Below are 20,314 nucleotides of genomic sequence, written 5' to 3'. Positions count from 1 at the left end.
CTTCTCGACCTCGACTTACAGGGGACGCCCATGGCGACAAGTTCCGATGTGATCGAAGACGTCCCGCAGCAGGCACCCCCCTCGGCGGTGCCGTCGGCGACGCTGGGCGGCGAGCAGAAGCGCTCGCTGGAGCAGATCACGCTGCTCCTGTTCATCACGGTGCCGTTCCTGGCCCTGGTGGCGGCGGTGCCGCTGGCCTGGGGCTGGGGCGTGAGCTGGCTGGACCTCGGCCTGCTGGTGCTCTTCTACTACGTCGGCTGTCACGGCATCACGATCGGTTTCCACCGTTACTTCACGCACGGCTCCTTCAAGGCGAAGCGCCCGCTCCGGATCGCGCTGGCGATCATGGGTTCGCTGGCGGTCGAGGGGCCGCTGGTGCGCTGGGTGGCGGACCACCGCAAGCACCACAAGTTCTCCGACGCGGAGGGCGACCCGCACTCGCCGTGGCGGTTCGGCGAGACGGTGCCGGCGCTGGTGAAGGGCCTGTGGTGGGCGCACATCGGCTGGATGTTCGACGAGGAGCAGACGCCGCAGGAGAAGTACGCCCCCGACCTGATCAAGGACCCGGCGATCCGGGCGATCTCGCGCCAGTTCATCTTCTGGACGCTGGTCTCGCTGCTGCTGCCTGCCCTGATCGGCGGACTGGTGACGATGTCGTGGTGGGGCGCGTTCACCGCGTTCTTCTGGGGCTCGCTCGTGCGGGTCGCGCTGCTGCACCACGTGACGTGGTCGATCAACTCGATCTGCCACGCCGTCGGCAAGCGCCCCTTCAAGTCCCGCGACCGCTCGGGCAACGTGTGGTGGCTGGCCGTGCTGTCCTGCGGCGAGTCCTGGCACAACCTGCACCATGCCGACCCGACCTCGGCGCGGCACGGTGTGATGCGCGGGCAGGTCGACTCCTCGGCGCGGCTGATCCGCTGGTTCGAGCAGGCGGGGTGGGCGTACGACGTGCGCTGGCCCTCCGCGGACCGGATCGCCGCGCGACGCAACCCTTAAGGCACTGCCGCCGACGCCGCGTGACCTCGGCACGGCATGATGGGGTGGTGGCGACCGACTCAAGCACCCCGAGCAGTGACAGGCCCGACAAGCAGCCGAGGCGTGCGCGCCGGACGCGGATGACGGGGGCGGAGCGGCGCCAGCAGCTCCTGGAGATCGGCCGCACGGTGTTCGCCGAGAAGGGGTTCGAGGGCACGTCGGTGGAGGAGATCGCGGCGAAGGCCGGGGTCTCAAAGCCGGTGGTGTACGAGCACTTCGGCGGCAAGGAGGGCCTGTACGCGGTGGTCGTGGACCGCGAGATGCGCCAGCTGCTCGACATGGTGACCAGCTCGCTGACGGCCGGCCACCCCCGCGAGCTGTGCGAACAGGCGGCCTTCGCCCTCCTCGACTACATCGAGGAGTACACGGACGGTTTCCGCATCCTTGTCCGCGACTCCCCCATCCCGCAGTCCACGGGCTCGTTCGCCTCGCTGATCTCCGACATCGCCACACAGGTCGAGGACATCCTGGGCCGCGAGTTCAAGGCCCGCGGTTTCGACCCGAAGCTGGCGCCGATGTACGCGCAGGCGCTGGTCGGCATGGTGGCGCTGACGGGTCAGTGGTGGCTGGACGCCCGCAAGCCGAAGAAGGCCGAGGTCGCCGCGCATCTGGTCAATCTGGCCTGGCACGGCCTGGACGGTCTGGAGCCGAAGCCGCGGCTGATAGGGCACAGGAAGAACTAGGGCCTGTGGGCTCCAGGAATTCGAGCCGGTTGCCGACGGGGTCGGTGGCGTAGAAGCGGCGGTGACCGGGGAGGTCGTCGTCCCACACCACGTCGGTGCCGCGCTCCTGGAGCCGCCGGGCGTACGCCTCGATACCGGTGACGCGCAGCCCCGGGTGCGCCTTGCGGGCGGCCCTGAAGTCGGCCTCGATCCCCAGATGAAGCTGCACGGCGCCGTCCCCGGTCGCGAACCAGCAGCCGCCGCGCGCGGCGAGCACCGGCGGCTTGGGGATCTCGGTCATCCCGAGGACATCGGCGTAGAAGGACCGCAGCAGGTCCTCGCTGCCCTCGGGGGCGGCCAGCTGTACGTGGTCGAGGGCGCTGATCACGCGGTCTTCACCGCCACCGCGAAGATCCGGCGGAACGGCAGCACGGTGCCGTGGGTGGTCGCCGGGTACGCCTCGCGCAGCAGGTCCCGGTACTCGGCGACGAACGCGTCGCGCGCCTCGGTGTCGTCCGCGAGCGCGGTGAGGACCGGCCGCAGGCCCGTCCCCTTCACCCAGTCCAGAACCGGGTCCTCGCCCTGCAGCAGATGGGTGTACGTGGTCTCCCAGGCGTCCACCTCGCAGCCGAGCCCGGCGAGGTGCTCCAGGTAGCCGGTGGGGTCGAGCACCGCGTCGGCGTGGCGCAGCACCCCGCCGAGCCGGTCCTTCCAGCGCGCCGACGCGGCGAGTTCGCGCATCAGGGCGTGGCTGGGCGCGTCGAAGTTCCCGGGGACCTGGAAGGCGAAGGTGCCGCCGGGCACCAGCGCGTCCAGCCAGGCGGGGAAGAAGCCGACGTGTCCCGGCACCCACTGCAGGGTCGCGTTCGACGCGATCAGGTCGTACGTGCCCGGGGCCGGCGTCCAGTCGGTGGCGTCGGCGTACGCGAAGTCGAGGCCGGGGCGCGCGACGGCCTGCGCCTTCTCCAGCATCTCGTGCGAGTTGTCGTAGCCGGTGATGTGCGCGTCGGGCCAGCGCTCGGCGAGCAGGGGCGTCGTATTGCCGGGGCCGCACCCCAGGTCGGCGATGCGGGCCGGGGTGCGGGGCAGGGCGGGGACGCGGGCGAGCAGGTCGGCGAAGGGACGGCCGCGGTGGTCCGCGTGCCGGAGGTACTGCTGCGGGTCCCAGGTGGGTGAGGTCGTCGTCATGTCCTCAGCCTGCCCAGCCAAGTATCTTGATGTCAAGAGACTCGACTTCAAGAGACTTCATGTCGACACACCCCCTACACTGATCGTCATGGAGGACGAGGTCGACCGACTGGTCGCAGCGTGGCGCCGAGAGCGCCCCGACCTCGACGTGGAGCCCCTTGAGGTGCTCAGTCGGGTCAGCAGACTCGCACGTCATCTCGACCGTGCCCGCCGCCTCGCGTTCTCCGAGCACGAGCTGGAGCCGTGGGAGTTCGACGTCCTGACGTCGCTGCGCCGCGCGGGCGAGCCGTACCAGCTCTCCCCGGGTCAGCTGCTGACGCAGACGCTGGTGACGTCCGGCACGATGACCAACCGCATCGACCGCCTGGCCAAAAAGGGCCTGGTGGAGCGGCTGCCCGATCCCAGCGACCGGCGCGGTGTCCTGGTCCGGCTGACCGAGGTCGGCCGGGACCGTGCCGACCAGGCCCTCGCGGGCCTGCTCGACCAGGAACGAGCCATTCTCTCCGAGCTGAGCAAGGGTGAGCGTGCCGAACTCGCATCGCTGCTGCGGCAGTTGACGGCGCCGTTCGACAACATTCCCGGCTGACCGCCGTAGCTTCGACGGTTCGTCGCCGGGTGCGGGGAACTGCGCGACCAGCCCCCACCGAAGCCACAGCCGCCCATCAACCGCACTCGGCAGACGGTCAAGCGGGTCAGTCTCAGCTGGCGGCCTCAAGGTCCACAGGCCCGACCCCGGCCCGCCGCGCGAGCGCGACCGCGGCCAGCGTCGAGTGCACCCCGAGCTTCCCCAGCACGTTCTGCATATGGGTCCGCACGGTGTGCGGGGACAGGAACAGGCGCTCGGCGACGGCCTTGCGGCCGAGACCTGCCACCATGCAGCGCAGCACCTCGCGCTCCCGGGGCGTGAGCGACTCGACCAGCCGCTCCGACTCGGTGCGGTGCTTACGGGCCGCGGTCAGCTCGCGCAGCACGCCCGTGAGCAGCGCCGGAGGCAGATGCGTCTCGTCCCGCAGCACACCCCGTATGACCGTGAGCAGCCGCGACAGGGAACAGTCCTTGGCGACCCAGCCCGAGGCCCCGGCCTGCAGCGCGAGCGCCGCCCGGCGCGGGTCGTCGCGCTCGGCGAGGACCACCGTACGGACCGCGGGCTGACCCGAACGGACGCCCGCGACAAGGGAGATGCCGTCGACCAGGCCGTCCTTGGCGGCGCCGTCCGGCACCACCGTCGGCGGGCGCATGCCCTGCAGGGACGCCGCACCCAGGTCCGCGTCGACCAGCAGCACATCGAATCTGCGCCCCTCGGCGGCCGCCCGGTCAAGGCAGCGCAGGGCGGCGGGGCCACTGCCCGCGGCCGACACGTCGACGTCCGGCTCGGCGGCGAGCGCCGCGGCGAGGGACTCGGCGAAGATGCGATGGTCATCGACGACCAGAACCCGAATACGAACCACTGAAAACCCCCACTGGTCGGAGGACGACCAACGCAGGTACGGCGCCCGGAGTTACAGGTCACCGCAGCCGCACGGCCGCCGCCGTGCCAAAACTGCTACCCCCACTCCGGGCGTCGTACCCGGCTGTCTCGCCCCCTGATCAACACCGGCCCCCACCGGTGCTGTCCTCAGAGTAGGGCTGCGGGCCCCGAGGGGAAGCCAATTCACAGAACTGGTGGACTCTTGACCGACGGGCGACTGTCCAGCGCGTTTATGGTGAGGCTCATGTTTCGCATGGAGACAGAAGTCGACAAGGACCGCGGACTCCTGCTGCGCTCGCTGCTGAGGGACACCAACACGGCGGCGTCCCCGGCGCTCCGCGCACTGCGGGGGACGCCGGCCGAGCGCGAAACTCCGTTGCAGGTCTGGGCGTTGGAGGCGGACGGCACGCTGGCCGGCGGCCTCGACGCGCACACCTGGGCGCACTGGCTGCATGTGGACGTGCTCTGGGTGGCCGACCGGCACCGCGGCGCGGGCCTCGGCTCCCGGCTCCTCGCGCAGGCGGAGCGCATCGCGGTCGAGGAGCACGGCTGCACCGGCTCCCGCCTGGAGACCTGGGACTTTCAGGCGCCCGGTTTCTACCGGCAGCACGGATACGAAGTGGTGGCGGTGATCCCCGACTATCCGCCGGGGATCAAGGAGTTCACGCTCACCAAGAAACTGCGGTAGAGACTCAGCCGAGTTTGCGCGCCCCCGCCGAGGGCACCGCCGGGAAGACGCGCGGCGCCGTGTACCCGGCGCCCTCGAACGCCGTGAGCACCGCCTTCGTCACCGCGTCCGCGTCGTCGGCCTCGACCAGGACCACGGCCGAGCCGCCGAAGCCGCCGCCCGTCATCCGCGCGCCGACCGCGCCCGCGGTCTGTGCCGTGGCGACGACCAGGTCCAGCTCGTCGCAGGAGATCCGCAGGTCGTCGCGGAGCGAGACATGGCCCTCGTTGAGGACAGGGCCGATGCCGCGGACGTCACCGGCGGCGAGCAGTTCGATGACCCGCTCCACGCGGTGGTCGTCGGAGACGACGTGCCGGACGTAGCGGACGACCTTCTCGTCGGCCCCCGCCGCCTCCAACTTCCGTACGGAGTCGTCGAGTTCATCGAACTCGACATCGCGCAGGTGCGAGACGCCGAGGACGCGGGCGCCCTCCTCGCAGCCGGCGCGGCGCTCCGCGTACGCCCCGTCGCCCAGCTCGTGCTTGACGCGGGTGTCGACGACGAGCAGCTGGAGGCCCTCGGCGGCGAGGTCGAACGGGATCTGACGGATCGACAGGTCGCGGCAGTCGAGGTGCAGCGCGTGGCCCTCCTCGGAGCACGCGGACGCCATCTGGTCCATGACGCCGCACGGGACACCGACGAAGACGTTCTCGGCGCGCTGTGAGAGGACCGCCAACTCCTGCGTGGACAGGCCGAGTTCGAACAGGTCGTTGAGCGCGTACGCGGTCACGACCTCCAGGGCCGCGGACGAGGACAGGCCCGCGCCGGTCGGCACCGTGGAGGCGAGGTGGATGTCCGCGCCGGTGACGGCGTGCCCCGCGTCGCGCAGCGCCCAGACGACGCCGGCCGGGTAGGCGGCCCAGCCGCCCTGCCCGTACTTCGACAGGGGCACCAGGTCCTCGACGCGCAGTTCGGCGACCGGGGCGTCGATGTCGGCGGAGTGCAGGCGCAGCACCCCGTCGTCGCGCCTGGCCACGGCCGCCACGGCGGTGTGCGGCAGCGCGAGGGGCAGCACGAAGCCCTCGTTGAAGTCGGTGTACTCCCCGATGAGGTTGACGCGGCCGGGGGCCGCCCACACTCCGGCGGGCTCGTACCCGTACAGATCACTGAACTGCGCGGCGATGGACATGCGGCGAGGTCCTCTACTTCTCCTGCTGGCGCGCCTGGGCGAAGGCCCAGGCGTCGGCGACGATTCCCGCGAGGTCCGCGCGGGACGGGTTCCAGCCGAGGCGCTCGCGCGCGGTGGCTGCGGAGGCGACCAGGACGGCCGGGTCGCCGCCGCGGCGCGGGGCGACGACCTCGGGGATCGGGTGGCCCGTGACCTGGCGGACGGTCTCGATGACCTCACGGACCGAGAAGCCGTTCCCGTTGCCGAGGTTGCAGATGAGGTGCTCGGCCGGGCGGGCGGCCTCGACGGCGAGCAGGTGCGCCTCGGCGAGGTCGGCGACGTGGATGTAGTCGCGGACGCAGGTGCCGTCCGGGGTCGGGTAGTCGTCGCCGTAGACCGAGATGGCCTCGCGGCGGCCCTGGGCGACCTGGAGGACCAGCGGGATGAGGTGCGACTCGGGGTCGTGCCGCTCGCCGCACGCGCCGTAGGCACCCGCGACGTTGAAGTAGCGCAGCGAGACGGCGGCGAGGCCATGGGCGTGCGCCTCACCGGTGATCATGTGGTCGACGGCGAGCTTCGAGGCGCCGTACGGAGACGTGGGCGCGGTCGGGTCGGTCTCGGTGATCGGGGTGTTGACCGGCTCGCCGTACGTGGCTGCGGTGGAGGAGAAGACGAGCTTCCTGACCCCGGCCGTGCGCATCGCGGCGAGCAGTTCCATGGTGCCGCCGACGTTGTTGTCCCAGTACTTCTCGGGCTTCACGACGGACTCGCCGACCTGCGAGAACGCGGCGAAGTGCAGGACCGCCCCATAGGAGGAGTCGAGCCACTTGCCCGCGTCGCGGATGTCGCCCTCGATGAAGGTGGCCCCGGCGGGCACGCCCTCGCGGAAACCGGTGGAGAGGTTGTCGAGGACGGTGACGTCGTGGCCGGCCTCCAGCAGGTGCTGCGCGACGACACTGCCGACGTAACCGGCGCCGCCGGTCACCAGGTACTTACCCATTACTTGCTCGCTACCTCTCGCAGTCGCTCGGCCGCGGCCTCCGGCGGCACGTCGTTGATGAAGACGCTCATACCGGACTCGGAACCCGCGAGGAACTTCAGCTTGCCGGACGTCCGACGAATGGTGAAAAGCTCCAGGTGGAGCGCGAAGTCGTCACGGGTGACTCCCTCGAACTCGTCCAGCGAACCGAACGGGGCCTGGTGCCAGGCCGCGATGTACGGCGTCACCGGCTGGTCGTCGCCGAAGATCCGGTCGAAGCGCCTCAACAGTTCCAGATAAATCTTGGGGAACTCTGTGCGCGCGTCGTCGTCGAGCGCCAGCAGGTCCGGGACCTGCCGCTTCGGGTAGAGGTGCACCTCGTACGGCCAGTGGGCGGCGTACGGGACGAAGGCCACCCAGTGTTCACCCTCCAGGACGACCCGGGTGCCCTCCTCGGTCTCCTTCGCGACGGTGTCGGCGAAGAGGTTCGAGCCCCCGGTCTGCTCCTTGTACTGCCCGGCCGAGCGCAGCATGAGGGCGGTGCGGGGGGTGGTGAAGGGGTAGCCGTAGATCTGGCCGTGCGGGTGGCCGAGGGTGACGCCGATCTCGGCCCCGCGGTTCTCGAAGCAGAAGACCTGCTCGACGGAGTCGAGGTGGGACAGCTCGGCGGTGCGGTCGGTCCAGGCCTCCAGGACCAGCCCGGCCTGCTCCTCGGTGAGGTCGGCGAAGGACTTGTCGTGGTCGGAGGTGAAGCAGACGACCTCGCAGCGGCCCGAGTCACCGGCGAGCGAGGGGAAGCGGTTCTCGAAGACCACGACGTCGTACGAGGAGTCGGGGATCTCGCTCAGCCGCTCACCCTCGGAGGGGCACAGCGGGCACTCGTCGGCCGGCGGGTGGTAGGTGCGGCCCTGCCGGTGCGAGGCGATGGCGACGGAGTCGCCGAGCAGCGGGTCGCGGCGGATCTCCGACGTGGTGACGGTGCGGTCGAGGGGGCGCCGGTCGGCAGCGTCGCGCACCACGTCGTCCCGCGAGTCGTAATAGATCAGCTCACGACCGTCGGCGAGCCGGGTCGACGTCTTCTTCACGTCCGATGCTCCTCATCGCACCAACCAACAAACAAACAGAACCGAACACAACAAAGCATAAGCCAACAGGGCAGTCAAGGGACGGCGCCTGAGCACTTTCTGTGCGGCCCTGGTCACTTCACCGCGAGTCCTCGATCACAATCAAACAAAGAACCCCACTCGAACTGTTCACTTATTGAAGTCGGAGGCGTAGGTTCCGGACTGTTTCAGTTCGAAAGTTCGCGCAACGAAGCGAGTACTCATGCAGTCCCCCACAATCACGCTCGCGGCAGGGCTACGGCTGCCCACCAACGGCCTCGACTACGCGATCCTCGCGATCTACTTCGTCGTCGTGCTCGGCATCGGCTTCGCGGCCCGCCGCTCGGTGAAGACCAGCCTCGACTTCTTCCTCTCCGGCCGTTCCCTGCCCGCGTGGGTGACCGGCCTCGCCTTCGTCGCCGCCAACCTGGGCGCGACCGAGATCCTGGGCATGGCGGCGACCGGCGCGCAGTACGGCGTCGCGGTCGTCCACTGGTACTGGATCGGCGCCATCCCCGCGATGGTCTTCCTGGGCCTCGTGATGATGCCCTTCTACTACCGCTCGAAGGTCCGCTCGGTGCCGGAGTTCCTGCTCCAGCGCTTCGACAAGTCGGCGCACCTGCTGAGCTCGGTCCTGTTCGCCTTCGCGGCGATCCTCATCGCGGGCGTGAACCTCTACGCCCTGTCGATCGTCGTCGAGGCGCTCCTCGGCTGGCCGCAGTGGGTGGCCATCGTGGTGGCGGGCGTCTTCGTCCTGGCCTACATCACGATCGGCGGCCTCTCCTCGGCGATCTACAACGAGGTCCTCCAGTTCTTCGTGATCCTGGCGGCCCTCATACCGATCTGCATCATCGGCCTCAAGCGCGTCGGCGGCTGGGGCGGCATGACCGACTCCCTCAAGCACGCGCACGGCGACAACTTCCTGTCCGCATGGGGCGGCACGGGCATCGGCCAGGCCAACCCGCTCGGCGCGAACTGGCTGACGATCATCCTGGGCCTGGGCTTCGTCCTGTCCTTCGGCTACTGGACGACGAACTTCGCCGAGGTGCAGCGCGCCCTGTCCGCGAAGAACCTGAGCGCCGCCCAGCGGACGCCCCTCATCGCCGCGTTCCCCAAGATCTTCATCGTCTTCCTGGTGATGATCCCGGGCATGGTCGCGGCCGTCCTCGTCCCGAAGATCGGTATGACGGGCTCGGACCTGACCTACAACGACGCGATCCCGTACCTGATGCAGGAGCTGCTCCCGAACGGTGTCCTCGGCATCGCGGTGACCGGTCTCCTGGCGGCCTTCATGGCGGGCATGGCGGCCAACGTCTCGTCCTTCAACACGGTGTTCACGTACGACATCTGGGCCAAGTACGTGAAGACCGACAAGCCCGACGGCTACTACCTGAAGTTCGGCCGCGCGATCACGGCGATCGGCGTCGTCCTCTCCATCGGCACGGCCTTCATCGCGTCGTCGTTCTCGAACATCATGGGGTACCTCCAGACCCTGTTCTCCTTCTTCAACGTCCCGATGTTCGTGGTCTTCATCATCGGCATGTTCTGGAAGCGCGCGTCGATGAAGTCCGGTGTCTGGGGCCTGCTCGCGGGCACGACGGCGGCGATGCTCAACTACTTCTGGATCTACAAGGGCGGGATCATCGACATCCCGACCGACCAGGGCGCCAACTTCGTCTCGGCGATCGTCGGCTTCGTCGCCGGCGCGGCCGTCATGGTCGTGGTCACCCTCTTCACCGCCCCCAAGCCGGAGGCGGAGCTCGCCGGTCTGGTCTACGGCACGACGGCCCCCGGCATCGAGGAGCCGCCCGCCGAGGGCGACGAGGCCTGGTACCGCAGGCCGGCCCTGCTCGGCTGGGGCGCCATCGTCCTCGCCGCGCTCTGCTACCTCCCCTACTCCCTCTGATCGGAGGCTCGATCTCTCATGTCTGACCTGCAGAAGGAAGTCTCCGACCTGGAGAGCAAGTCCGCGACCGCGGCCCGGCTCTTCGACATCCGGCGCATCATCGGCGGCCTGTTCGTCGTCTACGGCGTGATCGTCACGATCGCCGGCCTCACGGCCTCGGACGCCGACCTCAAGAAGGCCGAGAACATCAACATCAACCTCTGGACGGGCCTCGGGATGCTGATCCTCGGCCTGTTCTTCCTGGTGTGGCTGAAGCTCCGGCCGACGGCTCCGCCGACCCCGGACGAGGACGCGTAACCCGCGCCTCCAGGGCCGGAGCTCCCCGTTCACCGACGGGGGACTCCGGCCCTTCCCCTCACGCCGACCCGAACAGCTCCTTGGCGTCCGCCACATGCACGGCCCGCTCGGCCCAGACGGTGAGCTGCTCTCCGTCGACGCAGGCGAGGACGCGGTCGCGCACGGCGTCGGGGACGGCGAGGCCGCGCCATTCGAGGATGCGGAGGGTCATCTCGGCACGGTCCGCGATGCGCCCTTCCTCGCGGCCCTCCTCCCGGCCCTCTTCCCGGCCTTCCTCCCGCACCTTCTCCGCCACGGGGTGCCGGAAGAAGTAGCTCACCTCGGACATCAGGCCCTCCAGATCTGCTTCGCCTGGGGATTGACCAGGCCCGTGTCCACGAACTGCGCGAGCATCCCGGCGCTGTCGCCCTCAATCGTCCTCAGTGCGGCTGCGAGCGGTTCCAGTATCGCAGCGGCGTCCTTGCCCCGGCCATGAACAATCGCCGAGAACGCCGCCAGCGAAGGGTCCTCCATGGCTTGCTTCTCATCGGTGATCCTCGGAACGTTGTCCGGCCCCAGGACAAGGGGCCGGACCATCAGCGACGGCCACTCCCTCAGCCCGAGCCGGATCGGCTGCGCCGCCCAGCGGGCCGTGGACCTGCTCTGGGTCAGGACGATCAGCACGGGCTCGATTCCGTACTTCGCGTACAGATAGGCCAAGTAGTACGCCCAGCTCCCGCGCTTGGAATCGTCGCGCTTGCCCTGGGACTCGTACGCGAAGAGGTAGTTGCCCTCGTCGGTGTCCACCCGCATCAGGGTGTCGACGCGCCTCTCGACCGGGGTCACCTCGGTCAGGTCCGTATTGAGCACCGCGATGTCGCGGACCTCGGGGAACGGCAGATGGAACAGGCGCTGGAAGTTGCGCACCATCATGGCCGTCTCTTTGCGGAAGAAGTGGTGCATCGTCTCGTGCGGCGAGCTGACCATCAGGCTGCCGCCCCCAGTTCGCACCAGACCAGCTTGCCGCGATCCCCGCTGTCCGCCAGCGGATGCCAGCCCCAGCCGTCGGCGCAGGCCCGTACGAGGTCCAGTCCTCGGCCCGCCTCCGCGTCGGGCGGGGCGAAGAGCGGCGGGGCGGGCGGTTTCGGGTCCGCGTCCCACACGCCGATCCGGAGCACCCCGTCGCTCCAGCGCAGCCGCAGCGCGGCCGGTCCCTTGGTATGGCGTACGGCGTTGGTGACCAGCTCCGTGGCCAGCAGCTCCGCGAGGTCGGTGAGGCGGGGTGGGCCGTGGAGGGTGAGGACGAGGCGCAGGGTGTGCCGGGCGACCGTGACGGCTCTGGGGTCGTTCGGGAAGTACAGGGTGTACTCCCAGGGCGCGGACTCGGAAAGGTTGTGCTGCGGCATGAGTAACTCCGTTGGTCAGTACGGGAGTTGGAGCGCGGCGAATAGGATCGGGCGGTGGCAGTGTCGCGGCCGCCCTGGCAGGACGGCGCGGTGCGCTTCCGGGGCCCCGGTTTCGCTGCGTTTGCGGCGCGTCACCGACGGTACGCCTGAAAATTAAGGTGCGGCAAGTCAGTCGCGTAACCTGACACCCGAACGAGGCACTCCAGAGGGCGAGTTGGCACATGGCGACGAGGCGCAACCCCACGGCGCGGCAGATCCGCCTCGGCGTCGAACTGCGCAGGCTGCGCGAGGCGGCGGGCCTCAAGGCGAAGGAGGCGGCCGCACTGCTCGGGGCCGACTCCGTACAGATGAGCCAGATCGAATCCGGTGTCTCGGGTGTCAGCGAGGAGCGCGTCCGCCGACTTGCCGCCAACTACGCCTGTGCGGACGAAGCGCTGATCGACGCACTCGTGGCCATGGCGACCGAGCGCACGCACGGGTGGTGGGAGGAGTACAGGGGCACGCTCCCCGCCCCGTTCCTTGACCTCTCCGAGTTGGACCACTGCGCGACGTTCCGGCACGACGTGGCCGTCATCCATGTGCCCGGCTTGCTCCAGACCGAGACCTACGCCCGGGCTCTGTTCTCGTACATGACCCCCGAGCTCCCCCAGAGCGAACTCGAACTCTGGGTGGAGCACCGAATGCGCCGGGGCATCGTCCTGGAAACCCCCGCTCCCGTGCCCTACAAGGCCGTGATCCACGAGGCGGCGCTCCGCATCCGCGTAGGCGATCGCGACGCGACCCGCGCTCAGTTGCTGCGCGTGCTCGACGCCTCGGACGCGGACCACGTGACAGTGCGGGTCATCCCCCTGCACTTGGACGGGTTCGCCGGGGCTGGTGCCTCGATGGTCCATCTGGGCGGGGCGGTACCCCGCCTGGACACCGTCATCAGAGACGCGCCCCACGGCACGGCGTTCATCGATGCCGAGGCCCAACTGGCCCACTTTCGAACGCTCTTCCGTAAGGTGGAAGGTGCATCGCTCGACGCGTCCAAGTCACGCGACTTCATCCACCAGTTGACCAAGGAACTGTGAGGCCGAACATGACCACCGTCCCGTGGCAGAAGTCGTCCTTCTCCGGCGGCGGCGAAGGCAACGACTGCGTCGAGCTGGCCCCCGCCCCCGGCCACCGCATACGCCTACGCGAAAGCGACACCCCCGCCGAGGAACTCGCCCTCGACACAGCCCTGTTGGCCCACCTCCTCGACGCCCTGAAAACGGACCGCGCCCCCGATCGCGTCACCGTCACCCCGAACGGCGACCTGGTGCACCTGCGCACGGCCGTAGCGCCGGAGGCCACCGTCACCACCACCCGCAAGAAGTGGCGCGCCTTCGTACTGGGCGTGCGGGCGGGCGAGTTCGACCACCTGGTCTGACCGCCTCCGTAACGCCGAAGTCCCGCCCCGCGGAAGCGGGACGGGACTTCGGACCATCTGAGCGCCGGGCAGGCCTTGCACCTGCATTTCCCCGCAGGAAGCGGGGCGTCTTTCCTTGGACCACCAACGCAGTGCCCGGTACCGCGAATTGCGGTGTCGAGCGCAAGATCAACTGTAGCTCATGATTCCGGTTCTGGCGAGCCCGGAGTGTCGGCCGGGATCGGGCCCGCGCGGTCGAGCAGGCCCGTGCGGGCCGCCAGTGCCGCGGCCTCCAGCCGGGAGCCGACGCCGAGTTTCATCAGGACCCGCTGGACGTGGGTGCGGGCCGTCGAGGGGGCGATGCCCATGCCGGCCGCGATCAGCCGGGTGTCCTCGCCGTCCGCGACCCTGACCAGCACCTCGACCTCACGGGGCGTCAGCATCTGGAGCAGGCGCTGGCCCTCGTCGTCGGGTTGCGCGGCGGGATTCAACAACTCGCTGAACGCGCCCTGGAGCAGGGCCGGAGCCACCGCCGCCTCGCCCGCGCGGGCCTTCATCAGGGCGCGCTCCACCCCCTCGATGCGCTCGTCGTGGCGGACATAGCCGGAGGCGCCCGCCGCGAACGCCGCGGCGATGCCGCGCGGGGACGGGACCGGGCCGAGAACCACCACCGCCACCTGCGGACGCTCCCGTTTGATACGGACCACCGGGTCGAACGTGCCCGGCTCCGCCGGGGTCGCCGTGCCCAGGAGGCAGACCTCCGGAGCGCGGGAGATGACCAGTTCGGCAGCCCCCGCGGCGGGCGCTGCCGCGGCGAGGACACGATGCCCTCGCAACTTCAGGGCCGAGGCGAGCGCCTCGGCGAGCAGTCGGTGGTCGTCGACCACCATGAGCCGCACTCCCATCGAGCCAACCCCCCAGTTCGCCCCAGAAGCAGCATGTGTCCCCTGGGCCCCCCACGGACAGGCGAGCCCCCCGACTCCCCGTCCTTCTTCATCCCCCGGAAGCTACACGCTTGTTCGACGTTGCGCGCCCCCTACCGGTCAGAAGCGGCCCGCAATGCTGAAATCACAGCCTTTCAGGGGGGATTGGGGGTGCGACAGCGCAAAAAGGGACGGCCCCGCGCCCCTTTTTGATCAGGGGTGCGGGGCCGTCACGGCGCAGCGGATCGGTCAGCCGCCTGCGACGAAGCCGATCGCCGTGTACTCCTTCTCGTCCGCCGAGTACGGCTCACTGATCAGGGACTTGCCCAGGAACATCCGGCCGCCCGAGTACCGCAGTTCGGAGCCGGTGCTGCCGACGACCATGCCGCTGATCGCGTCCTTGACCTGCTGGGTCGCGGGGGTCTCCAGAAGGGTCGTCTGCTTCATCGACTTGGGGTCGATCGAGACGATCTGGCTGCCCTTGTCGTACGGGCCGTCCTTGTAGCCGAGGATGTTCCCGCCGTCCATCCGGAACGGGAAGATCTCGTAGTCGCCGCCGTCGGCCCGGTCGCCCGTGGTCTGCCCGGACTTGAGGTCGTAGGAGACGATCTCGTTGGTCTGGCCGGAGGTGCCGCTGCCGTCGTGCTGGCGGGTGGCCAGGTAGACGCGGCCGTTGCCGACGACGATCTTCTGGCAGCCGTCGATCCGGCCGACCTCGCAGTCGAAGTCGTACTTCTCGTCGTCGATGGAGATCTTGGTGATCAGCTTGCCGGCGTCGTCCATCGAGAAGATGTCGGTGACGGTGCCCGCCGAGTTGTCACCCGTTCCGATGCCGAAGACGACCGGGTCGGTGGAGAAGACCTTGGCGTTGTCGATGCCGGTCGCGAGCTTGTACGTCCACTTGGGGCGGCCGTTCTTCGGGTCCAGGAGCTGGACCTCGTACTTCTCGTTGCCGTAGTCGCCGCACTTGCGGACGGCGGCCAGCTGCGCGCCGCCGGCGTAACCGACGTCCTCGCAGTTGCCGGTCTGCGGCTGCCACAGGATCTTGCCGGTCTTGATGTCGAACGCGGCGCCGCCGCGCAGCCCGCCGCCCGCGGCGAGGGTGTCGCCGGAGAAGACCAGCTCCTCGAACGGGACGGCCTCCTCGCCCGAGCCGACGCTCTTCGTCCACACCTTCTTGCCGGTGTTCACGTCGAAGAGGGTGATCTGCGAGCAGTTCTGGTGCCGGCCGTCCTTGGGGCGCTTGGCGTCCTCGCTGACGACGGCCGCGTACGCGTCCTTGGTGACGTCCTTCGTGGCGCCGCAGGTCTGGCCCGGCAGCGGCAGCGTCCACGTCTTCTTGCCGGTCGCCGGGTCGTAACCGACGATCTCGTTGACGCCCGCCTTGGCGTACGTCTTGTCGGTCAGCCAGGAGCCCGCGACGCTGTCCACCTGGTCCTTGGCGACCTTGGGCGCGGGCAGCTGGAAGGCGACCTCGGCGGAGGTGTTCGCCGGGACCTTCTCCTGGCCCTTGCCGTCGATGCCGCCGGTGCCGCCCGAGCCGCCCGTGTCACCGCCGGAGCCGCCGGTGGGACCGGCGGTGCTGACGTTCGGCTTGTCGTCGGAGTCGCCCGAGGAGGACGCGTACCAGATGCCGCCGCCGACGATCAGCGCGATGACCACGACCGCGGCCGTGACGATCCAGACGATCGGCGAGCCCTGCCGCCCGGAACCGGTGGCCTGCTGGGGCATCGGCGCGGTGGGCGGCTGCTGCGGGTAGCCGTACTGCGGCTGCTGCCCGTACTGCGGGGGCTGCTGGCCGTACTGCGGCGGCTGCTGGCCGTATGGATTCTGCGGCTGCGCGGCCGGCGGCTGGCCCGGGTAGCCGTAACCCTGCGCGGGCGGCGGGCCCTGCGGGGGCGCGGCGGGCGCGGGCGGCGTCTGCGGGTAGCCGTAGCCGGGCGCGTCCTGCTGCGGCGGCGGGGTCGGGGCGCCGAAACCACCGGGCGGGGGCGGCGTGGGCGCGCCGAAACCACCGGCGGGCGGCGCCGCGGGAGGTGCCGCGGGCGGGGTGGCCTGCGGCTGCGCCTTGCGGAACGGGTCGTTCTGCGGCGGCTCGTTCGGCGGCTGCGCGGGCGGCTGCGGCGGCTGCTGGGGCGGCTGCGTCATGGCAGTGGGTTCCTCGGGTGACCTTGAGCGGAGCGGGGGGACGGGGACGGGGCGGAGGGCGTACTCACTTGCCGTACGCGAGCATCAGCTTCTGCTGGCCCTTGGCGGTGCCGGAGAGGCTGGCGGCGGAGAGGTAGAAGCGGCCGTCGGCGTACGCGACCTGCTTCCGGTAGAAGCCGCTCTCGATCTCGGCCCGGCCCGCCGGGTTCTTCAGCAGCGTCTTCGGCGTGTGCGCACCGCTGGTCGCGATCGACAGCACCTGGCCGCCCGCACCGCTGTAGGCGGGGTCCATGTACGCGACGACGGCGCCGCTCTCGGTGCCGACGGCCATCATCGACTGGTCCGCGGGCGACTTGACCCGCCAGCGCTCCTTGCCGCTGGTGAGGCTGATCGCCACGATCTCGTTCGCCCCGCCGGACTTGCCCTTGGTCGGCATGTAGAGGGTGCTCGCGTCGGCGACGATGCCCTGGCAGGACTCCAGCGGACGGTCCATGAAGCTGAACATGCCCCCGCCGCAGCCGGTGTCCAGGTCCTTGATCGAGGTCCCGGGCTCGGACGCCACGGCCGCGCTGTTGTCCTTGTACGCGGCGACGTTGTACGCCTTCTTGTCGTCGTTCTCCGCGGCCACGACGAGCGGGCTGACGGAGTAGACGTTCGAAATGGACCAGCCCTTGGGGTACTTGCGGGTCCACAGCGCCTTGCCGGTGTCCGGGTCGAGCTGGCGCAGTTCCTCGTGCGCGTTGTTGCCGCCGGCCCCGCAGGAGGCGGCCGACAGCAGCTTCTTGCTGTCGCCCGCGTACCCCTTCGGGAAGCAGTCGGTGCCGTACTCCTGGACGACGAACTTCTTCTTGCCGTCCTTGGCGCTCAGGCCCAGGCCCGACATCTGGCGGCCGACCATCAGGGTGTCGGCGCCCACGTAGTCGAGGCTGATGCCGGAGCCGGTGCCGTCGAAGAAGTCGTCGTCGTTCTCCTTCTCCGGGATCTTCGCCGTCCAGCCCTTGGCGCCGGTGTTCAGGTCGATCTCCTGGACCTGGTTGCAGTTGGCGCGCTCGGTGACCCCGCTCATGTACGCCACCACGATCTTGCCGTCGGCGGACGGGGTCTCGGTGACGCCGCAGATCTTCTGCGGCAGCTTGACCGCGGGCCAGCTGATCTTTCCGTCCGCGACGTTGTAGCCGAGGATCTCCTTGTACGCGGCCTTCACGGCCACCTTGTCGGTGATCCACATGCCGGGGGCGTCGGCGCCGTCGCCGGGGACCTTCGGGGCGGTCTTGTACCAGAGGATCTTCGACTCGTCGCTCTGCCGGCCGCTGTTGAGGTCCTCGGTGCCCGCGTGGCCGTCGCCCTGCCCGTCGCCCGGGTTGACCGGGGCGGACGAGGAGCTCTTGGGGTCGTCGGTCTTCTCGGCGACCGGTTCCTTGTCGCCGCTGCCGGCCACCGCCCAGACGACGCCGCCCGCGACGAGCAGCAGGGCCAGCGCGGAGGCGGCGATCGCCCAGGTCTTCTTCGGGATGCCGCCGGGCCCCGAGCCGTTGCCACCGGGCCCGGGCGGACCGGGCGGCTGCTGCGGCGGGTAGCCGTACTGCGGCTGCTGCCCGTAGGGGCCGGGCTGCTGCGCGTACGGACCGGGCTGCTGCGCGTACGGGCCGGGCTGCTGCGGCTGGCCGTAGGGGCCCGGCTGCTGGGGCTGCTGGCCGTACGGGCCGGGCTGCTGCGGCTGCTGGCCGTACGGGCCCGGCTGCTGCGGCTGCGTCGGCGGCTGCTGGGGGTAGCCGTATCCGGGCTGCGGGGCCGCGGGCGGCGGCTGCGGCGGCTGTTGTGACGGCTGGTCCTGCGGAGCTCCGAAGCCGCCGGCCGGCGGCTGGTTGGGCGGCTGAGTCATCAGCGCTCCCCCTTCTTCACTGATGGCCCTCTGTGGCGAGGCGTCGGGCGCGCGTGGCGCGTTTCGTACGCCCACAGGCTTCCCAAAGCCCTCTTTCTACCACCCGGCGCCCCTTGCACGCGGGGCCGGTCCTTCCCCTGTACCCAAGGGAGGACCGGCCCGTGATGCGTCTGTTACGCGCTTTCCACGCGTCCTTCACGCGTCTTCGGCGAGCTCCAACCAGCGCATCTCCAACTCCTCGCGCTCGGCGATCAGTTCGCGCAGCTCCGCGTCGAGCTTGGCCACCTTCGCGAAGTCCGTGGCGTTGTCCGCGATCTGGGTGTGCAGCTTGGTCTCCCTCTCGGAGATCTTGTCCATCTGCCGCTCGATCTTCTGCAGTTCCTTCTTCGCGGCGCGCACGTCGGCGGCGGAGGGGCCGGACTTCGCGGCGGGCGCGGGGGCGGGCGCAGGAGCTGCCGCCTCGATCATGCGCTGCCTGCGCTCCAGGTACTCGTCGATGCCGCGCGGCAGCATCCGCAGCGTCGCGTCGCCGAGCAGCGCGAAGGTGTTGTCGGTGGTGCGCTCGATGAAGAACCGGTCGTGGGAGATCACGATCATGGAGCCCGGCCAGCCGTCGAGCAGGTCCTCCAGCTGGGTCAGGGTCTCGATGTCGAGGTCGTTGGTGGGCTCGTCGAGGAAGAGCACGTTCGGCTCGTCCATGAGGAGGCGGAGCAGCTGGAGCCGGCGCCGCTCACCACCGGACAGGTCACCGACCGGCGTCCACTGCTTCTCCTTGCTGAACCCGAACTGCTCGCACAGCTGGCCCGCGGTCATCTCGCGGCCCTTGCCGAGGTCGACTCGGTCACGGATCTGCTGCACGGCCTCCAGGACCCGCAGGGTGGCCGGGAGTTCGGTGACGTCCTGCGACAGGTAGGCGAGCCTGACGGTCTTGCCGACGACGATCTTCCCGGCGGCGGGCTGGATGTCGCCCTGGCTGCGGGCGGCGTCGGCGAGGGCGCGCAGCAGGGACGTCTTGCCCGCCCCGTTCACCCCCACCAGGCCGATGCGGTCGCCCGGGCCGAGCTGCCAGGTGAGGTGCTTGAGCAGCACCTTCGGTCCGGCCTGGACCGTCACGTCCTCCAATTCGAAGACGGTCTTGCCGAGCCGGGCGCCCGCGAACTTCATCAGCTCGCTCTTGTCGCGCGGCTCCGGCACGTCCTCGATCAGCGCGTTGGCCGCCTCGATGCGGAAGCGCGGCTTGGAGGTACGGGCCGGGGCGCCGCGGCGCAGCCAGGCCAGCTCCTTGCGCATCAGGTTCTGCCGCTTGGCCTCCTCGGTCGCGGCGATCCGCTCACGCTCGGCGCGCGCGAACACGTAGTCCGAGTAGCCGCCCTCGTACTCGTAGACGTCGCCCTTCTGCACGTCCCACATGCGCGTGCAGACCTGGTCGAGGAACCAGCGGTCGTGGGTGACGCAGACGAGCGCGGAGCGGCGGCCCCGCAGGTGCTGGGCGAGCCAGCTGATGCCCTCGACGTCGAGGTGGTTCGTCGGCTCGTCGAGGACGATCAGGTCCTGCTCGGCGATGAGCAGCTGAGCCAGCGCGATACGGCGCCGCTCGCCACCGGAGAGCGGACCGATCACGGTGTCCAGGCCCTGCGGGAAGCCGGGCAGGTCCAGGCCGCCGAAGAGGCCGGTCAGCACGTCGCGGATCTTGGCGTTGCCCGCCCACTCGTGGTCGGCGAGGTCGCCGATCACCTCGTGCCGGACCGTCGCCTCCGGGTCGAGCGAGTCGTGCTGCGTGAGCACGCCCAGGCGCAGCCCGCCGTTGTGCGTGACGCGTCCGGTGTCGGCCTCCTCCAGCTTGGCGAGCATGCGGATGAGGGTCGTCTTGCCGTCGCCGTTGCGCCCGACCACGCCGATGCGATCGCCCTCGGACACGCCGAGCGACACGCCGTCGAGCAGGGCACGGGTGCCGTACACCTTGCTGACTGCCTCGACATTGACCAGGTTGACTGCCATTTCGCTCCTGCCACGGGGACCACGGGGTTGGGCCGACGTTCTAGCGTAGTCGGGGTGGCAGGGGTGCCGGGTGCAGGTGGACAGCCGGTGGGCGCACCGGACCGGTCACGGC

19 protein-coding genes and 1 pseudogene are annotated in these 20,314 nt (G+C 70.0%); 8 read left to right on the top strand and 12 right to left on the bottom strand.

Features of this window, described 5'->3' with window-relative positions:
• The first annotated feature begins 30 nt into the window (after nucleotides 1-30).
• Both J3486_RS35535 and J3486_RS35530 read left to right on the top strand, forming a co-directional pair.
• A complete protein-coding gene (locus J3486_RS35535; protein WP_207827922.1) occupies nucleotides 31-996 on the top strand; it encodes a fatty acid desaturase in 966 nt (321 codons plus the stop codon).
• 47 nt (nucleotides 997-1,043) lie between these two features.
• Nucleotides 1,044-1,718 carry a TetR/AcrR family transcriptional regulator gene (locus J3486_RS35530; protein WP_207827921.1) on the top strand — a complete coding sequence of 225 codons (675 nt, stop codon included), beginning with the start codon at nucleotides 1,044-1,046 and terminating at the stop codon, nucleotides 1,716-1,718.
• On the opposite strand, the gene J3486_RS35525 is transcribed toward J3486_RS35530, so the two are convergent.
• Nucleotides 1,648-2,085, bottom strand: coding sequence for a VOC family protein (locus tag J3486_RS35525; RefSeq protein WP_207827920.1), 438 nt, complete (start codon nucleotides 2,083-2,085; stop codon nucleotides 1,648-1,650). The genes J3486_RS35530 and J3486_RS35525 overlap by 71 nt on opposite strands.
• Nucleotides 2,082-2,885 carry a trans-aconitate 2-methyltransferase gene (locus J3486_RS35520; RefSeq protein ID WP_207827919.1) on the bottom strand — a complete coding sequence of 268 codons (804 nt, stop codon included), beginning with the start codon at nucleotides 2,883-2,885 and terminating at the stop codon, nucleotides 2,082-2,084. Before J3486_RS35520 ends, J3486_RS35525 begins: the two co-directional genes overlap by 4 nt.
• A gap of 88 nt (nucleotides 2,886-2,973) precedes the next feature.
• Between J3486_RS35520 and J3486_RS35515 the strand changes: the two genes are divergently transcribed.
• Complete coding sequence (locus tag J3486_RS35515) at nucleotides 2,974-3,471, top strand: MarR family winged helix-turn-helix transcriptional regulator (protein ID WP_207827918.1); 498 nt, start codon at nucleotides 2,974-2,976, stop codon at nucleotides 3,469-3,471.
• A 112-nt stretch (nucleotides 3,472-3,583) separates the two neighbouring features.
• Here the strand turns inward: J3486_RS35515 and J3486_RS35510 are convergent, their stop codons facing one another.
• Nucleotides 3,584-4,333 carry a response regulator transcription factor gene (locus tag J3486_RS35510; RefSeq protein ID WP_207827917.1) on the bottom strand — a complete coding sequence of 250 codons (750 nt, stop codon included), beginning with the start codon at nucleotides 4,331-4,333 and terminating at the stop codon, nucleotides 3,584-3,586.
• A gap of 252 nt (nucleotides 4,334-4,585) precedes the next feature.
• Here J3486_RS35510 and J3486_RS35505 point away from each other — a divergent pair, with 252 nt between their 5' ends.
• A complete protein-coding gene (locus tag J3486_RS35505; protein ID WP_207827916.1) occupies nucleotides 4,586-5,041 on the top strand; it encodes an N-acetyltransferase in 456 nt (151 codons plus the stop codon).
• A 4-nt stretch (nucleotides 5,042-5,045) separates the two neighbouring features.
• On the opposite strand, the gene galK is transcribed toward J3486_RS35505, so the two are convergent.
• Genes galK through galT form a run of 3 tightly spaced genes read right to left on the bottom strand, consistent with a single transcriptional unit; the run spans nucleotide 5,046 to nucleotide 8,252 of the window.
• Nucleotides 5,046-6,209, bottom strand: a complete 1,164-nt coding sequence (gene galK / locus J3486_RS35500; RefSeq protein WP_207827915.1) for a galactokinase — start codon at nucleotides 6,207-6,209, stop codon at nucleotides 5,046-5,048.
• 13 nt (nucleotides 6,210-6,222) lie between these two features.
• On the bottom strand, nucleotides 6,223-7,188 hold the full coding sequence (galE, locus tag J3486_RS35495; RefSeq protein WP_207827914.1) for a UDP-glucose 4-epimerase GalE: 966 nt from the start codon (nucleotides 7,186-7,188) through the stop codon (nucleotides 6,223-6,225).
• Nucleotides 7,188-8,252 carry a galactose-1-phosphate uridylyltransferase gene (gene galT / locus J3486_RS35490; RefSeq protein WP_207827913.1) on the bottom strand — a complete coding sequence of 355 codons (1,065 nt, stop codon included), beginning with the start codon at nucleotides 8,250-8,252 and terminating at the stop codon, nucleotides 7,188-7,190. The genes galE and galT overlap by 1 nt, the downstream gene beginning before the upstream one ends.
• Before the next feature lie 241 nt (nucleotides 8,253-8,493).
• Between galT and J3486_RS35485 the strand changes: the two genes are divergently transcribed.
• On the top strand, nucleotides 8,494-10,176 hold the full coding sequence (locus J3486_RS35485) for a sodium:solute symporter family protein (protein ID WP_207827912.1): 1,683 nt from the start codon (nucleotides 8,494-8,496) through the stop codon (nucleotides 10,174-10,176).
• A gap of 18 nt (nucleotides 10,177-10,194) precedes the next feature.
• Complete coding sequence (locus J3486_RS35480) at nucleotides 10,195-10,473, top strand: hypothetical protein (protein ID WP_207827911.1); 279 nt, start codon at nucleotides 10,195-10,197, stop codon at nucleotides 10,471-10,473.
• A 58-nt stretch (nucleotides 10,474-10,531) separates the two neighbouring features.
• On the opposite strand, the pseudogene J3486_RS35475 reads toward J3486_RS35480, so the two are convergent.
• Both J3486_RS35475 and J3486_RS35470 read right to left on the bottom strand, forming a co-directional pair.
• Nucleotides 10,532-11,439 (bottom strand): annotated as a pseudogene (locus tag J3486_RS35475) (hypothetical protein).
• Nucleotides 11,439-11,858 carry an ATP-binding protein gene (locus J3486_RS35470; protein ID WP_207827910.1) on the bottom strand — a complete coding sequence of 140 codons (420 nt, stop codon included), beginning with the start codon at nucleotides 11,856-11,858 and terminating at the stop codon, nucleotides 11,439-11,441. The pseudogene J3486_RS35475 and the gene J3486_RS35470 overlap by 1 nt, the downstream one beginning before the upstream one ends.
• A 221-nt stretch (nucleotides 11,859-12,079) precedes the next feature.
• Between J3486_RS35470 and J3486_RS35465 the strand changes: the two genes are divergently transcribed.
• Complete coding sequence (locus tag J3486_RS35465) at nucleotides 12,080-12,931, top strand: helix-turn-helix transcriptional regulator (protein WP_207827909.1); 852 nt, start codon at nucleotides 12,080-12,082, stop codon at nucleotides 12,929-12,931.
• 8 nt (nucleotides 12,932-12,939) lie between these two features.
• The gene (locus J3486_RS44480; RefSeq protein ID WP_229379131.1) at nucleotides 12,940-13,272 is read left to right on the top strand and encodes a DUF397 domain-containing protein; all 333 of its coding nucleotides are present in this window, start codon (nucleotides 12,940-12,942) and stop codon (nucleotides 13,270-13,272) included.
• Nucleotides 13,273-13,451: 179 nt separating this feature from the next.
• Here the strand turns inward: J3486_RS44480 and J3486_RS35455 are convergent, their stop codons facing one another.
• From J3486_RS35455 to J3486_RS35440, 4 genes are all read right to left on the bottom strand, one after another.
• Entirely contained in the window at nucleotides 13,452-14,156 is a 705-nt protein-coding gene (locus J3486_RS35455; protein ID WP_207827908.1) for a LuxR C-terminal-related transcriptional regulator, read from the bottom strand.
• A gap of 267 nt (nucleotides 14,157-14,423) precedes the next feature.
• Entirely contained in the window at nucleotides 14,424-16,322 is a 1,899-nt protein-coding gene (locus J3486_RS35450; RefSeq protein ID WP_207827907.1) for a PQQ-binding-like beta-propeller repeat protein, read from the bottom strand.
• A 64-nt stretch (nucleotides 16,323-16,386) separates the two neighbouring features.
• Nucleotides 16,387-18,204, bottom strand: coding sequence for a PQQ-binding-like beta-propeller repeat protein (locus J3486_RS35445; protein ID WP_207827906.1), 1,818 nt, complete (start codon nucleotides 18,202-18,204; stop codon nucleotides 16,387-16,389).
• A gap of 195 nt (nucleotides 18,205-18,399) precedes the next feature.
• On the bottom strand, nucleotides 18,400-20,202 hold the full coding sequence (locus J3486_RS35440; RefSeq protein WP_207827905.1) for an ABC-F family ATP-binding cassette domain-containing protein: 1,803 nt from the start codon (nucleotides 20,200-20,202) through the stop codon (nucleotides 18,400-18,402).
• Between the last annotated feature and the right edge of the window lie 112 nt (nucleotides 20,203-20,314).

Source organism: Streptomyces sp. VRA16 Mangrove soil (genome assembly GCF_017377775.1).
Taxonomy (GTDB): domain Bacteria; phylum Actinomycetota; class Actinomycetes; order Streptomycetales; family Streptomycetaceae; genus Streptomyces.
This window is presented reverse-complemented; position numbering and strand designations above follow the sequence as displayed.

What these genes read in the sequence shown, in the direction of transcription:
- J3486_RS35515 (WP_207827918.1), top strand. Translation starts at nt 2,974, where the DNA reads ATGGAGGACGAGGTCGACCGACTGGTCGCAGCGTGGCGCCGAGAGCGC.
- J3486_RS35535 (WP_207827922.1), top strand. Translation starts at nt 31, where the DNA reads ATGGCGACAAGTTCCGATGTGATCGAAGACGTCCCGCAGCAGGCACCC.
- galE (WP_207827914.1), bottom strand. Translation starts at nt 7,188, where the DNA reads ATGGGTAAGTACCTGGTGACCGGCGGCGCCGGTTACGTCGGCAGTGTC.
- galK (WP_207827915.1), bottom strand. Translation starts at nt 6,209, where the DNA reads ATGTCCATCGCCGCGCAGTTCAGTGATCTGTACGGGTACGAGCCCGCC.
- J3486_RS35455 (WP_207827908.1), bottom strand. Translation starts at nt 14,156, where the DNA reads ATGGGAGTGCGGCTCATGGTGGTCGACGACCACCGACTGCTCGCCGAG.
- J3486_RS35465 (WP_207827909.1), top strand. Translation starts at nt 12,080, where the DNA reads ATGGCGACGAGGCGCAACCCCACGGCGCGGCAGATCCGCCTCGGCGTC.
- J3486_RS35440 (WP_207827905.1), bottom strand. Translation starts at nt 20,202, where the DNA reads ATGGCAGTCAACCTGGTCAATGTCGAGGCAGTCAGCAAGGTGTACGGC.
- J3486_RS44480 (WP_229379131.1), top strand. Translation starts at nt 12,940, where the DNA reads ATGACCACCGTCCCGTGGCAGAAGTCGTCCTTCTCCGGCGGCGGCGAA.
- J3486_RS35450 (WP_207827907.1), bottom strand. Translation starts at nt 16,322, where the DNA reads ATGACGCAGCCGCCCCAGCAGCCGCCGCAGCCGCCCGCGCAGCCGCCG.
- J3486_RS35485 (WP_207827912.1), top strand. Translation starts at nt 8,494, where the DNA reads ATGCAGTCCCCCACAATCACGCTCGCGGCAGGGCTACGGCTGCCCACC.
- J3486_RS35505 (WP_207827916.1), top strand. Translation starts at nt 4,586, where the DNA reads ATGGTGAGGCTCATGTTTCGCATGGAGACAGAAGTCGACAAGGACCGC.
- J3486_RS35470 (WP_207827910.1), bottom strand. Translation starts at nt 11,858, where the DNA reads ATGCCGCAGCACAACCTTTCCGAGTCCGCGCCCTGGGAGTACACCCTG.
- J3486_RS35445 (WP_207827906.1), bottom strand. Translation starts at nt 18,204, where the DNA reads ATGACTCAGCCGCCCAACCAGCCGCCGGCCGGCGGCTTCGGAGCTCCG.
- J3486_RS35480 (WP_207827911.1), top strand. Translation starts at nt 10,195, where the DNA reads ATGTCTGACCTGCAGAAGGAAGTCTCCGACCTGGAGAGCAAGTCCGCG.
- J3486_RS35520 (WP_207827919.1), bottom strand. Translation starts at nt 2,885, where the DNA reads ATGACGACGACCTCACCCACCTGGGACCCGCAGCAGTACCTCCGGCAC.